This is a genomic window from Thaumasiovibrio subtropicus, assembly GCF_019703835.1.
Lineage (GTDB): Bacteria > Pseudomonadota > Gammaproteobacteria > Enterobacterales > Vibrionaceae > Thaumasiovibrio > Thaumasiovibrio subtropicus.
Genome location: NZ_AP023054.1, coordinates 3,023,410 through 3,036,246, shown reverse-complemented (window position 1 = coordinate 3,036,246; position 12,837 = coordinate 3,023,410). Strand labels below are relative to the sequence as shown.

Annotated in this window: 13 protein-coding genes; 9 read left to right on the top strand and 4 right to left on the bottom strand. The window is 47.8% G+C overall.

Annotation, left to right across the window (positions count from 1 at the left end; all coding sequences use genetic code 11):
• Positions 1-60: 60 nt before the first annotated feature.
• Positions 61-1,059, bottom strand: coding sequence for a BMP family lipoprotein (locus tag TSUB_RS13510; RefSeq protein WP_087021936.1), 999 nt, complete (start codon positions 1,057-1,059; stop codon positions 61-63).
• 336 nt (positions 1,060-1,395) lie between these two features.
• Here TSUB_RS13510 and TSUB_RS13505 point away from each other — a divergent pair, with 336 nt between their 5' ends.
• The 9 genes from TSUB_RS13505 to TSUB_RS13465 all read left to right on the top strand — a co-directional run bounded on the left by TSUB_RS13505 (position 1,396) and on the right by TSUB_RS13465 (position 11,024).
• The gene (locus TSUB_RS13505; protein ID WP_087021934.1) at positions 1,396-2,175 is read left to right on the top strand and encodes a TatD family hydrolase; all 780 of its coding nucleotides are present in this window, start codon (positions 1,396-1,398) and stop codon (positions 2,173-2,175) included.
• A 227-nt stretch (positions 2,176-2,402) separates the two neighbouring features.
• Positions 2,403-3,650: a NupC/NupG family nucleoside CNT transporter gene (locus TSUB_RS13500; protein WP_087021932.1), complete on the top strand. Its 1,248-nt coding sequence runs from the start codon at positions 2,403-2,405 to the stop codon at positions 3,648-3,650.
• 218 nt (positions 3,651-3,868) lie between these two features.
• Positions 3,869-4,039 carry a XapX domain-containing protein gene (locus TSUB_RS13495; protein WP_087021929.1) on the top strand — a complete coding sequence of 57 codons (171 nt, stop codon included), beginning with the start codon at positions 3,869-3,871 and terminating at the stop codon, positions 4,037-4,039.
• Positions 4,040-4,385: 346 nt separating this feature from the next.
• Positions 4,386-5,159: a deoxyribose-phosphate aldolase gene (gene deoC / locus TSUB_RS13490; protein WP_087021926.1), complete on the top strand. Its 774-nt coding sequence runs from the start codon at positions 4,386-4,388 to the stop codon at positions 5,157-5,159.
• Between the two features lie 82 nt (positions 5,160-5,241).
• Positions 5,242-6,576: a thymidine phosphorylase gene (gene deoA, locus TSUB_RS13485; protein WP_087021923.1), complete on the top strand. Its 1,335-nt coding sequence runs from the start codon at positions 5,242-5,244 to the stop codon at positions 6,574-6,576.
• Between the two features lie 12 nt (positions 6,577-6,588).
• The gene (locus TSUB_RS13480) at positions 6,589-7,809 is read left to right on the top strand and encodes a phosphopentomutase (RefSeq protein WP_087021920.1); all 1,221 of its coding nucleotides are present in this window, start codon (positions 6,589-6,591) and stop codon (positions 7,807-7,809) included.
• 27 nt (positions 7,810-7,836) lie between these two features.
• On the top strand, positions 7,837-8,562 hold the full coding sequence (gene deoD, locus TSUB_RS13475; RefSeq protein ID WP_087021917.1) for a purine-nucleoside phosphorylase: 726 nt from the start codon (positions 7,837-7,839) through the stop codon (positions 8,560-8,562).
• A 428-nt stretch (positions 8,563-8,990) separates the two neighbouring features.
• Positions 8,991-9,968 (top strand): DUF1852 domain-containing protein, encoded by a 978-nt coding sequence (locus tag TSUB_RS13470; protein ID WP_087022281.1) that lies wholly within the window; start codon positions 8,991-8,993, stop codon positions 9,966-9,968.
• A gap of 21 nt (positions 9,969-9,989) precedes the next feature.
• Positions 9,990-11,024 (top strand): methionine synthase, encoded by a 1,035-nt coding sequence (locus TSUB_RS13465; protein ID WP_087021914.1) that lies wholly within the window; start codon positions 9,990-9,992, stop codon positions 11,022-11,024.
• A gap of 135 nt (positions 11,025-11,159) precedes the next feature.
• Here TSUB_RS13465 and TSUB_RS13460 read toward each other — a convergent pair whose 3' ends face one another.
• From TSUB_RS13460 to TSUB_RS13450, 3 genes are all read right to left on the bottom strand, one after another.
• Positions 11,160-11,507 (bottom strand): hypothetical protein, encoded by a 348-nt coding sequence (locus TSUB_RS13460; protein ID WP_087021911.1) that lies wholly within the window; start codon positions 11,505-11,507, stop codon positions 11,160-11,162.
• Complete coding sequence (locus tag TSUB_RS13455; protein WP_087022278.1) at positions 11,504-11,878, bottom strand: tlde1 domain-containing protein; 375 nt, start codon at positions 11,876-11,878, stop codon at positions 11,504-11,506. The genes TSUB_RS13460 and TSUB_RS13455 overlap by 4 nt, the downstream gene beginning before the upstream one ends.
• A 253-nt stretch (positions 11,879-12,131) precedes the next feature.
• Positions 12,132-12,737, bottom strand: coding sequence for a YtjB family periplasmic protein (locus TSUB_RS13450; RefSeq protein ID WP_087021908.1), 606 nt, complete (start codon positions 12,735-12,737; stop codon positions 12,132-12,134).
• Between the last annotated feature and the right edge of the window lie 100 nt (positions 12,738-12,837).

Sequence of the window (12,837 nt, the reverse complement as noted above, 5' to 3'; positions counted from 1 at the left end):
GTTTGGGTATTAGGCACGGCGAAAATACCGTTGTTATTATTTGCTAGCGAAAAGAGTCGCTTAGTAGGTACACTCGTTATTCGACATGTAGTCATGAACAACGATCTTGCCAGCGATGATGTCAGCCTTTAGGCCTTCGACATACGCTTTCATGTCATCGCTCACCAACGCTTGGTTGTGCTCATCGAGTGCCCACTCAACACCATCTTCCGCAAGGCCAAGGACTTGAATACCCCCTTCCCAGTTGCCTTCCATGCTGTCGACCCACGTTTTCTTCGCCGCCAAACCGACACGTTTCACCATTGAGGTCAACATGGTGCCCGGTTGCAAGTGGTTTTGGTTCGAGTCAACACCGATAGCAAGGTTACCTGCGTCTTTTGCTGCTTGGTAAACACCCATACCTGTGCCACCTGCCGCTGCATAGATGACATCCACACCTTGAGAGAACTGCGACATGGCGAGCTCAGACCCTTTGGCTGGGTCAGCAAATGCCGCTGGTGTTGAGCCAGTCATGTTCTGCAGTACAACTGCTTCAGGATTTGCGTACTTTGCACCTTGCTCGTAGCCACATTGGAACTTACGGATCAAGGGAATATCCATACCACCCACAAAGCCTACTTTGCCTGACTCAGAGGCTTTAGCTGCCAATGCGCCAACCAGGAATGAACCTTCATGCTCTTTGAACACGATAGATTGCACGTTCGGTTTTTCGATAACAGAATCGATGATGGTGAACTTGGTCTCAGGGAACTCAGTGGCGACTTTCTCCACTGCTGAGCTCATGTTGAAGCCAACCGCAACAATGGGGCTAAAGCCGCGGCTTGCTAGGCGGCGCAGACCTTGCTCACGTTGCGCTTCGTTTTGTGGCTCGAACTCACGGACTTCGACGCCGCGCTCTTCTTTAAGCGCCACGACACCGTTTTGGTATACAGCTTCGTTGAATGATTTATCGAATTTACCTGCGGTGTCATAGATGACTGCAGGCTTAGGAGCGGCGAAAGCACCAAAGCTGGAGATAGCCAGCGCGAGTGCTGAAAGTTTGATGATTTTGTTTTTCACTGTTTGGGTCCTTATTGATCGTCCTAACCGAAATCAATGGTCGGCGGTCGCGCTGCTTTATACATAAACAGTACGACCGCTATACGATAATAAAAAAGCCTTCAGAGTCGGAACGGTAAACCTCGAAAACCCTCCTTGAACCACAGCAAAAAATGTCACAATTGGTAACTCACGAATAAGGAGGTGATACATATCACAACTCCATATGTGGGTTATGAGCTTAGTAATCGCCTGAGTGTGATGGCGAATGGAGAAAAGTGAGTAGTCACACAAATAGTTGCTCATATACTATTAATGAGTGTGATACCTAAAATGGCAATCTAGAGACCTAACTTCATGAATTTTGAGCCTCTTATCGATACCCACTGCCACCTCGACTTTGACGTTTTTCAAGCTGATCACAACGCGTTGTTTGCTTCTGCCCATGCGGCTGGCGTCACTCGTTTTATTGTGCCCAGTGTCGGGGCATGGAACTGGCAGCAGGTCGAAACATTGAGCGATAACCATCCCGGCGTCTACTATGCGCTTGGTATGCACCCCTATTTTCTTGCAAGACATCAGCAAGGTGACGTTGAGCATCTGGCTACGCGATTATCCAACGCCTCAGCGGATTGTGTCGCGGTTGGTGAGTGCGGGCTCGATTTTTTTCAGAAAACGACGGATACCCAATTGCAGCTCAATATATTGGAAGCCCACCTGATGTTGGCAAAAGCACATCAACTCCCTGTCATTCTGCATTGTCGACGTGCCCATGGTGAGATGCTCAAAGTACTAAAAAAGTATCGACCTAATAAAGGAGGGGTTGTCCACGGCTTTTCGGGAAGCTATCAACAAGCGATGGATTTTTTCAAATTGGGTTTTGTGATTGGGGTGGGAGGGACTATTACTTATGAACGCGCTAAAAAAACCCGTGATGCGATCAGTCGATTACCGTTAGAAGCCTTGGTATTGGAAACCGATTCGCCGGATATGCCTCTCGCTGGGTTTCAAGGTGAGCCTAATAAGCCAGACAGGTTGCCACTCGTCTTGCGGGCATTGGACGAAGTACGAAAAGAGTCGATCAAGGACTTAGCGAGCGCAACGGTACGCAACAGCGAAGCGCTATTTGGGCTGTGAATGGATGAATCGTTATCACGACGTAAACGTTTGCGAAAAACGTTTGCGTGAAATGCTGTCTATAATGTGACCTATATCACGGTTTTAGATCTCATTTCCTTTTGGTTGCTTTTAAAAGTGTGATTTTGACATTATTTTATCGCGCCGCGCATCCGTATAATGCGCTGGACTCTTTTAGAGCCAAAACTGTCGAGACGCCAAATATAAATTTTAGGAACCCCTTTACTATGAGCCTAATTATGAGCCTGGTTGGGATGGTGGTATTAATAGGCATTGCCGTACTACTGTCTGATAACCGTAAAGCGATTAACCTTCGCACCGTTGGTGGTGCATTTGCTATCCAGTTTATCTTGGGTGGTTTTATCCTTTTTGTCCCTGCGGGCCAGAAAGTACTTAAAGGCGTTTCTGACGCTGTATCTAACGTAATTGACTACGGCCAAGAAGGTACTGGTTTCCTTTTCGGTAACCTTGTTAACTTCTCTGTGGACGGTCTGGGCTTCATTTTTGCGTTTAAGGTTCTTCCTACGCTGATCTTCTTCTCAGCTCTGATCTCAGTACTTTACTACCTGGGTGTAATGCAGTGGGTTATCAAGATTCTTGGTGGCGGTCTGCAGAAAGCGCTGGGTACTTCTCGTGCCGAATCTATGTCTGCCGCTGCGAACATCTTTGTTGGTCAAACAGAAGCCCCATTGGTTGTTAAACCTTTCGTTCCTAAGATGACTCAGTCTGAGCTATTCGCGGTAATGTGTGGTGGTCTAGCTTCTATCGCTGGTGGTGTAATGGCGGGTTACGCGTCAATGGGCGTGCCAATTGAATATCTTGTTGCGGCTTCTTTCATGGCGGCACCAGGTGGTCTTCTATTCGCTAAAATCATCAAGCCAGAAACGAATGAGCCAGTTGAGCAACTTGCTGACATCGGCGCAGAAGGCGATGACAAACCAGCAAACGTTATCGACGCAGCAGCGGGCGGTGCGGCTTCTGGTCTTCAGCTTGCGCTAAACGTGGGTGCGATGCTAATCGCGTTCATCGGTCTGATCGCGCTAGTGAATGGTTTCCTAGGTTGGGCGGGTGGCCTATTCGGTCAAGAGAACCTAACTCTAGAAGGTATCCTAGGTCTAATCTTTGCACCACTAGCATGGCTAATCGGTGTACCTTGGGCTGAAGCGACTATCGCAGGTGAGTTCATTGGTCTTAAGACTGTTGCAAACGAATTCGTTGCATACGCAGGCTTCGCACCTTACTTAGGTGATGCTGCACCAGTAGTACTTTCTGAGAAGACGAAAGCGATCATCTCGTTTGCACTATGTGGTTTCGCGAACCTATCGTCTATCGCTATCCTGTTGGGTGGTTTGGGTAGTCTGGCACCGAAACGTCGCGGCGACATCGCGCGTCTAGGTGTGAAAGCAATCATTGCTGGTACCCTATCTAACTTGATGGCTGCAACCATTGCAGGCTTCTTCCTGACACTCGCGTAATCCGCACACTGTCAGAACCAAACGCCACAGCTTGCTGTGGCGTTTGTTGTTTCTGAAGCCTAAAAATGGCTGGCCTAGAGTGAGGGATGCAAAACGTTTGCTTTTTATCTCCACGGCACCAATAGCAGAAAACACTTAAAATCCGACGCTCCTCCTCCTTTTCATCGTGCGTTGTGCGACTACACTAGGAGAGGGATTTGCAACATAGAGATTATGAGATGCAAGAAGTTGTGATGGCGTTAATCGCCGGTATGGTGGTTGGCGTTCTGTTTTCAGCGATTAAGCTGCCTATTCCTGCGCCACCTGTTCTGTCTGGGGTGATGGGAATCGTTGGTGTCTATGCTGGCGGCCAGCTATATCAATGGATCATTGAGCGTTTTTTTTCTTAACCAAGCAGATTGTGATCTCGTGCAGTGATTGGTGCTGCTGGGAAACAGTGATAACGCGTTAAGAAACGTATCGGCCGTAGAGGCTTGATACATGGGTTGCTACACTGGGTTTTCACCTGTTTAGCAATCTATCACTAGGTGGTTGGGCGACAAGCTTCGTTACAACGGTTTAGTGAGCGAGCCAGCAGATGATGTGAGGTTCGCGCGGTGTACATGGATGTCGATTGAGCCTGAGAAAGGTTTAAGTCTTCAAGGAACCAAGTCCGCTCAGCTCTGCAGTAACAAGACGTTACTGGCAGCGGAAAACAGATTAACTTGGTAGAAAGTATTAGGACTGGAGATAGTCATGAGCGAATTGAAAGCAGCAGCATTACGTGCCTTAAAACTGATGGACCTAACAACGTTGAATGATGATGATACCGATCAGAAAGTGATCGACCTGTGTCATGCAGCGAATAGCCCAGCAGGCGCAACTGCCGCCATTTGTATCTATCCACGTTTTATTCCTATTGCGAAGAAGACGCTGCGTGAACAAGGTACACCAGAAGTAAAAATTGCGACGGTGACCAACTTCCCGCATGGTAATGACGACATTGAGATCGCCGTTGCCGAAACAAAAGCTGCCGTTGCTTACGGTGCTGATGAAGTCGATGTGGTATTCCCATACCGCGCATTGATGGCAGGCAACGAAGACGTTGGCTTTGAGTTGGTGAAACAGTGTAAAGCCGCTTGTGGTGATATTACGCTGAAAGTGATCATCGAGACTGGCGAGCTGAAAGAAGAAGCGCTTATCCGTAAAGCCTCAGAAATTTCAATTCACGCAGGCGCGGATTTCATCAAAACCTCAACAGGTAAAGTGCCTGTTAATGCCACACCCGAATACGCTGAGATCATGCTGACAGTCATCAAAGAGATGGGTGTCGCTGATCGTGTTGGTTTTAAACCAGCTGGGGGTGTGCGTACCGCTGAAGATGCTGCGCAATACCTTGCGATGGCCGATCAGATCTTGGGTGACAGCTGGGTTGATGCTAACCATTACCGTTTCGGTGCATCAAGCTTGCTTGCAAACTTACTTCACACGCTTGGTGAAGGTGAGAAAGCAGCAGAAGGCGGTTATTAATCGCATTGAGAAGGCATGCCGATGGGGATGCCTCTTTACTTTCTGTTCGTTGTATTTTCTCAAAAACTGAGAGGTGTGGGTGATGTTTTTACCACAAGAAATTATTCGCAAAAAGCGCGATAACATTGCGTTGAGTCGCGAAGAGATCAACTTTTTTATCCAAGGAATCGCGACAGACACCATCTCCGAAGGGCAGATTGCCGCGTTCGCGATGGCAATTTTCTTTAACGATATGAACATGGACGAGCGCGTTGCACTCACGTGTGCGATGCGTGACTCAGGTCAAGTGCTTGATTGGTCACACATGAACTTTGGTGGCCCCGTCGTTGATAAACACTCCACTGGCGGTGTTGGTGATGTGACATCCTTGATGCTGGGCCCGATGGTGGCCGCGTGTGGTGGCTTCGTGCCGATGATTTCAGGCCGAGGTCTAGGCCACACCGGCGGCACATTGGATAAGCTTGAATCTATCCCCGGCTACAACATCACACCAACCAATGCGGTATTTGGTCAAGTTACCAAAGAGGCGGGTGTGGCTATCATTGGCCAAACGGGCGACCTCGCGCCGGCGGATAAACGTGTTTACGCGACACGCGATGTTACCGCAACGGTTGATAATATCTCCCTGATCACAGCATCGATTCTTTCTAAGAAATTAGCCGCTGGATTGGGCTCTTTGGTGATGGATGTCAAAGTCGGTTCAGGGGCTTTCATGCCAACCTATGAAGCATCAGAGTCACTAGCGAAGTCGATTGTGGCGGTTGCAAATGGGGCGGGCACGAAAACAACTGCGTTGCTGACTGACATGAATCAAGTGTTGGCGTCAACGGCGGGTAATGCCTTAGAAGTGCGTGAAGCGGTACAGTTCCTGACTGGGGAAGGTGTTCGCAATCCACGCCTTTACGCCGTGACCATGGCATTGTGTGCTGACATGTTGTTGAACGCAGGTTTAGCGAAAGACGATGCTGAAGCGCATCAAAAGCTTGATGCTGTGCTGGCTAATGGCCGTGCCGCAGAGTGTTTTGGCAAGATGGTGTCAGGCTTAGGTGGCCCGACGGATTTTGTAGAACATTATGACAAGTACCTACCGACCGCCGAGATTGTTCGCCCTGTTTACGCGACCCATAAAGGGTATGTGACGGCAATGGATACGCGAGCGTTAGGCATGGCGGTCGTTGGAATGGGCGGTGGCCGCCGCGTTGCCAGCGATAACATCGATTACGGTGTGGGCCTAGCAGAGATGATTCGCCTTGGTGATGTCGCAGACAGTGACAAGCCACTTGCTGTTGTTCATGCCCGCAATGAAACCCAGTGGCAGGAAGCAGCTGATGAAATCCGTGGTGCAATGGTGATTACCGAGCGAGCGCCAGAAGCGTCGCCGGACGTCTATAAACGCATCACTATGGATGATGTGTAAAGGAATAAAGCAATGAAACGAGCAATTATTTGTGTCTTAGATTCATTTGGTATTGGCGCAACGGCCGATGCTGAGCAATTTGGTGATGTTGGCTCAGATACGTTGGGCCATATCGCTGAGCAGTGTGCCAAAGGTGCCGCTGATAATGGCAACCGTCAAGGACCATTAACGCTACCTAACCTCTCAAAACTCGGTTTGGGTAAAGCGGCAGAAGAGTCGACAGGGCATTTCCCTCAGGGGTTAGATGCTGAGGCTGAGATCATTGGTGCGTATGGCCATGCAGCGGAAATTTCCTCTGGGAAAGATACGCCTTCAGGTCACTGGGAAATTGCAGGTGTGCCTGTTTTGTTTGACTGGGGATACTTTACCGACAAAACCAACAGTTTCCCTCAAGCACTGCTTGATCGCATCGTCGAGCGCGCTAACCTGCCGGGCTTCTTGGGTAACTGTCATGCATCAGGTACGCAAGTACTGGATGACTTGGGTGAAGAACACATGGCAACAGGTAAGCCTATCTTCTATACCTCTGCCGACTCTGTGTTCCAGATCGCCTGTCATGAAGAGACCTATGGCTTAGATAACTTACTTGAGTTGTGTCATATCGTCCGTGAAGAGCTCGAAGACTACAACATTGGCCGTGTTATCGCGCGTCCGTTTGTGGGAGCGAAAGCGGGGGAGTTTGCTCGAACGGGAAATCGTCGTGATCTTTCTGTAGAACCACCATCAGCCACCGTATTGCAAAAGCTGGTGGATGAGAAAGGTGGTGAGGTGATCTCGATTGGTAAGATTGCCGATATCTACGCAAACTGCGGTATCACTCAGAAGGTGAAAGCCACAGGGATCCCTGCACTTTTCGATGCAACCTTGGCACAATTGGACGAAGCGGGTGATAACTCGATTGTCTTTACTAACTTCGTTGATTTTGATTCGGCTTATGGCCACCGTCGTGATGTCGCGGGCTATGCGGCAGCGTTGGAATATTTTGATAGCCGATTGCCTGAGCTGCTAGAAAAACTGCAGCCTGACGATGTGCTGATCTTCACGGCGGATCACGGTTGTGATCCAACATGGCCGGGTACCGATCATACGCGTGAGCACGTGCCTGTGCTTGTGTATGGACAGAACATCGCGGCGGGCTCTCTCGGTTTGCGTGACACGTTTGCTGATATCGGCCAAAGCCTTGCTGGCTATTTTGAAACAACTGAGATGGACTACGGCAAGTCCTTCCTGTAACTCTTACTAACTGAAAAGGAAAAGAGAATGGCAACTCCGCATATTAACGCTGAAATGGGTGATTTCGCTGACGTAGTTCTGATGCCAGGTGACCCACTACGCGCGAAATACATTGCTGAAACCTTCCTTGAAGACGTTGTACAAGTGTGCGACGTACGTAGCATGTTCGGTTTTACCGGTACATTTAAAGGCCGTCGTATCTCTGTGATGGGCCACGGTATGGGTATTCCATCTTGTTCTATCTACGCGACCGAGCTTATCAAAGACTTCGGTGTGAAGAAGATCATTCGTGTTGGTAGCTGTGGCGCCGTGCGTGACGATGTGAAACTACGCGACGTTGTTATCGGTATGGGCGCATCGACCGATGCTAAAGTGAACCGTACCCGTTTCCACGGCCATGACTTTGCGGCACTTGCTGACTTTGACATGGTTCGCCATGCGCATGAAGCTGCGAAAGCGAAAGGCATTCCTGTGCGTGTCGGTAACATCTTCTCTGCGGATCTGTTCTACTCACCAGAACCTGACTTCTTCAACACCATGGATAAGTACGGCATTCTAGGTGTTGAAATGGAAGCGGCGGGTATCTACGGTGTTGCGGCTGAATTTGGTGCAAAAGCGCTGACGATTTGTACGGTTTCAGACCACATTCTTCGTGGTGAGCAAACAACCTCTGAAGAGCGTCAATTGACCTTCAATGAGATGATTGAGATCGCGCTAGAATCTGTTCTATTGGGTGATGCTGAAGAAGCGTAAGCGCCTTTTTAGCGAAACTTCTGTAAAAGCCTGCTCCTTGTGAGCAGGCTTTTTTATACCATTTTTTTGCAGTGTGTTTTTGTCTCTTTAACGGCTATCAAGCAGAGTGAAGCGGAGAACAAAAAGCGACAAATCGAGAAACGACTCGCGATCATGAAGAAATCTCATGTTGAGTATGAAATTAAACCACTTCTATTCAAACAGGTGGCTGAGTATAAAAGAGTCCTTGCTCTTAACTTTAGTTTAACTTGCAGTTAACGAATAAAAAGGCAGTCAGCCAAACATCATAAGATTGCGAGTCCTATTGACTGGGAAAATCAGACAACAAATGACGATATTCAAACGTCCTTGATGAGTTTGCGTATCTCCCCAGAAAGTGTAAGGAATATATAGTCAGGTTTAGCTCAGCAAATAGGATGCCCATCGTCATGAGTAGAGATTTCACGTTTTCTATTAAAAGTCTTCGTTTCGACGAAAATTATAGCCCTTCAGACAATACGCGTATTACGACAAACTTCGCTAACTTGGCACGTGGTGAAAGCCGCCAAGAGAATCTTCGCAATGCATTGAAGATGATTGATAACCGCTTTAACGCGCTGGCGAATTGGGACAATCCGGCGGGCGATCGTTATGCTGTTGAACTGGATATCATTTCTGTCGATATCGATATTGAAGGGAATGACAACACCTTCCCAACGATCGAAATATTGAATACGACTATCTTAGATAAAAAGACGAATCAACGCATTGACGGTATTGTCGGTAACAATTTCTCATCGTATGTTCGCGACTATGATTTTAGTGTCCTACTACTTGACCATAATAAAAACAGAGAGCAATTTACTGTGCCGGATAACTTTGGCGATCTTCACGGCAAATTGTTTAAATATTTTGTGGCGTCATCGTTTTATAAAGAGCGCTTTAAGAAGCCGCCAGTAATGTGTCTCAGTGTTTCTGATAATAAAACGTATCACCGTACTGAGAATGAACATCCAATACTTGGCGTGGAGTACCAACCGAATGAATCGTCACTGACGGAGAAGTACTTCCAGAAAATGGGTCTAGAGGTTCGCTACTTTATGCCGCCGAATAGCGTCGCGCCTCTCGCCTTTTACTTCTTTGGCGATCTTCTCAATGATTACACCAATCTAGAGCTGATCAGTACGATCAGCACGATGGAAACTTTCCAGAAGATCTATCGTCCTGAAATTTATAATGCCAATGCGGTTGCAGGGAAGTGTTATCAACCAAACTTGAAGCATCAAGACCACTCCCTGACGCAGATAGTGTATGACCGAAAAGAGCGCAGTCACTTGGCTGTTGAGCAAGGGAAGTTTGCGCAAGAGCATTTCATTAAACCGTATCAAGCGATCCTTGAACAATGGTCAGCTAATTACGTTCGATAACGCGCAGAGGCATACAGTATTATGACAACAAAGATTTTACTTCCGACGTCAACCGCGGGCAGTTTGCCAAAGCCATCTTGGTTGGCAGAGCCTGAAAAACTCTGGTCTCCTTGGAAACTGCAAGATGAAGAGCTTGTTAGCGGTAAGCACGATGCGCTTTTGCTGTCTTTGCAATCACAGCAACATGCCGGGATCGATATTGTCAGTGATGGTGAGCAAACACGCCAACATTTTGTCACCACTTTCATTGAACACTTAGACGGTGTCGATTTTGAAAAACGTGAGACCGTCAGAATTCGTAACCGCTATGAGGCGAGTGTCCCCACAGTGGTTGGCCCGGTGAGCCGCCCTAAATCTGTGTTTGTGGAAGACGCTAAGTTTCTGCGTCAGCAAACGGATAAACCGATTAAGTGGGCACTTCCTGGTCCTATGACCATGATTGACACCCTGTACGATGCGCACTACCAGAGTCGCGAAAAGCTGGCTTGGGAGTTTGCTAAGATTCTCAATCAAGAGGCGAAAGAGTTAGAAGCGGCTGGGGTTGATATCATTCAATTTGATGAGCCTGCGTTTAATGTGTTTTTTGATGAGGTGAATGACTGGGGGATAGCCACCCTTGAGCGCGCCATTGAAGGGCTTAAGTGTGAAACCGCCGTGCACATCTGCTACGGCTATGGCATCAAAGCCAACACAGATTGGAAAAAAACCTTAGGCTCAGAATGGCGCCAATATGAAGAGGTATTTCCAAAGTTACAACAGTCGAATATCGATATTATTTCTTTGGAATGTCAAAACTCACGGGTGCCGATTGAGTTGCTGGCCCTTATCCGCGGCAAAAAGGTCATGGTTGGCGCGATTGATGTCGCGACGAATGAAATCGAGACCCCAGAAGAGGTCGCAGAGACGTTGAGAAAAGCATTACAGTTTGTCGATGCAGATAAGCTTTACCCTTGTACCAACTGCGGCATGGCACCGTTATCTCGTGAGGTGGCAACAGGGAAGTTAAATGCCTTAAATGCGGGGGCTGAGATAGTGCGAAGGGAGCTGTTAGGTTAACTGAGCGAGTCCCCTTACTCTTTGGTGTTATTCAGCACTGCTTTGCAGTGCTAGCCGATTCAATCAAACGGCAATAATAAAGGTGGCGAGCCTAGAAAACTCGCCCTTCAAAAAGCGACTCAGCAAAGTAGCTGCTTACATTGCGCCAGATTCTTTCTGTACCCAGTAAATCTTTACGCCACTCATTGAACACTCTTCAGCAGAAGCGTCATGAAGCGTAATTGCTTTAAAAACGCGGTTATCATTTAAAGTGAGGGTGACTTCATGTACTTGCCGGTGAACTTCTTCGTCTAAAGGTTGATTGGCGATCCTTTCCACGTCGATCTTTTCAATATCACTTAACGTGATACCAAATTCATTTTTTAAGTTCACCTGAACCATTGCAGAGGGCCAACGTTCAGCGCCTGAACAATCAGGTATGTTGTCTGCATTGACAAAACAGCTGTAGGTAAGAAAAGTGGCACAGAGAAGGAATAACTTCATTGAGATTTCCTTCTTTTTACTTCTAATTCGTGATCACCACTGTCCCAGATTTTAGTGCGGATATTACGGGTAAGAATGATGCAGCCAGAAGAGGCGGTGCCGGGATCACTAATCGAGTCGCCATGAATTTGAAAAGCACTACGTCCGTGCGCAGAGTGTCCAATTGGCGTTAAAGGTAATACATAAGGGCCAGTCCTTTGACTTCGTCTTGGAGAGCCAATGCTGTATTTCCCTCTAGGTATGGGACCCTGACCCACGATGTGCTCGCTGTCTGGTTTGTTCTTATGGTCGCCTTTGCCTGAATAGCCCTGTGCGACAAATTCATCATCTAAGTAAAGATTGCCAGTCGATTGATAGTATGTCCAAGTCATTATCTTGTCCTCGATTTTCAATTTAAGGGACATGCTATCTAAGCGAATATCAGTCTAGAAAAGAGTGCACATGATTTCGAGTATTGGTTCTCAGTAATAGATGCAACATCGCCGAATTACGTATTATGTCTGGATCGATGTCATTGCAATCAAGCGTTGGGTAGTTAATTGAATGAATGTTATTGTATTGATTGTAAAGGAAAAATTGAGCTTGACGCGGCTCAAGCTCATTAATGGTTGTTAGCTGCCGGAGTTAATTGCGTTGATGTGGCAGCAGAAAGAGTGGTTGATCGCTTTTACGTCTGGCGAAGGTAAAGACCAACAAGGCGCCGAGGGCCATAGCGGCCAAAATGAGGCCACGAATAATGTTGATATGGGCATCGACTTGGTTATTTGCCGCCGCGTTGACACGGCCTTTCTCAAGTGTAATGCGGATAAATCCGACCATGTTCCCTTCAAACAAAATCGGCTCCACTAACTGGCGCCGCCCTAAACTGGCGACCGACAGAGGCGTGTTCAAGCCGAGTGTTTGGCTTAAAGGCATTGCGTTCTTGGTGCGCGCAATGGTAATGCCTTCTGCGTCATAGATGGTGGCATCAAGCAGCAGTGGTTCGCGGCTCAACTGAGTGATGAGACTCTCGAGCGCTTGTTGATCACTTTCTGCAATGGATGGGGCTGCGGTATCCGCTGCTTGACGAATCACCACGCGCGATAAAAGCTCTGTTTGCTCGTTAATGGCCTGATTATTCTGCACACTGAGGTGAGCAGAATACTTGAGCATAATGGCTAAGCCACCAAGGGTCAGTAAGATAACTGTCACCTGCCATACGCGAAGTAAGCGCTTTCTATAATTACTCATCTTCGAATTCCGGGCTGAAATTTACTGGGAATTACTATACATTGACACAGGTAGGGACGCTAGTTTCGACAGAAACGTAAACGACTTATAGTCAAGCCAC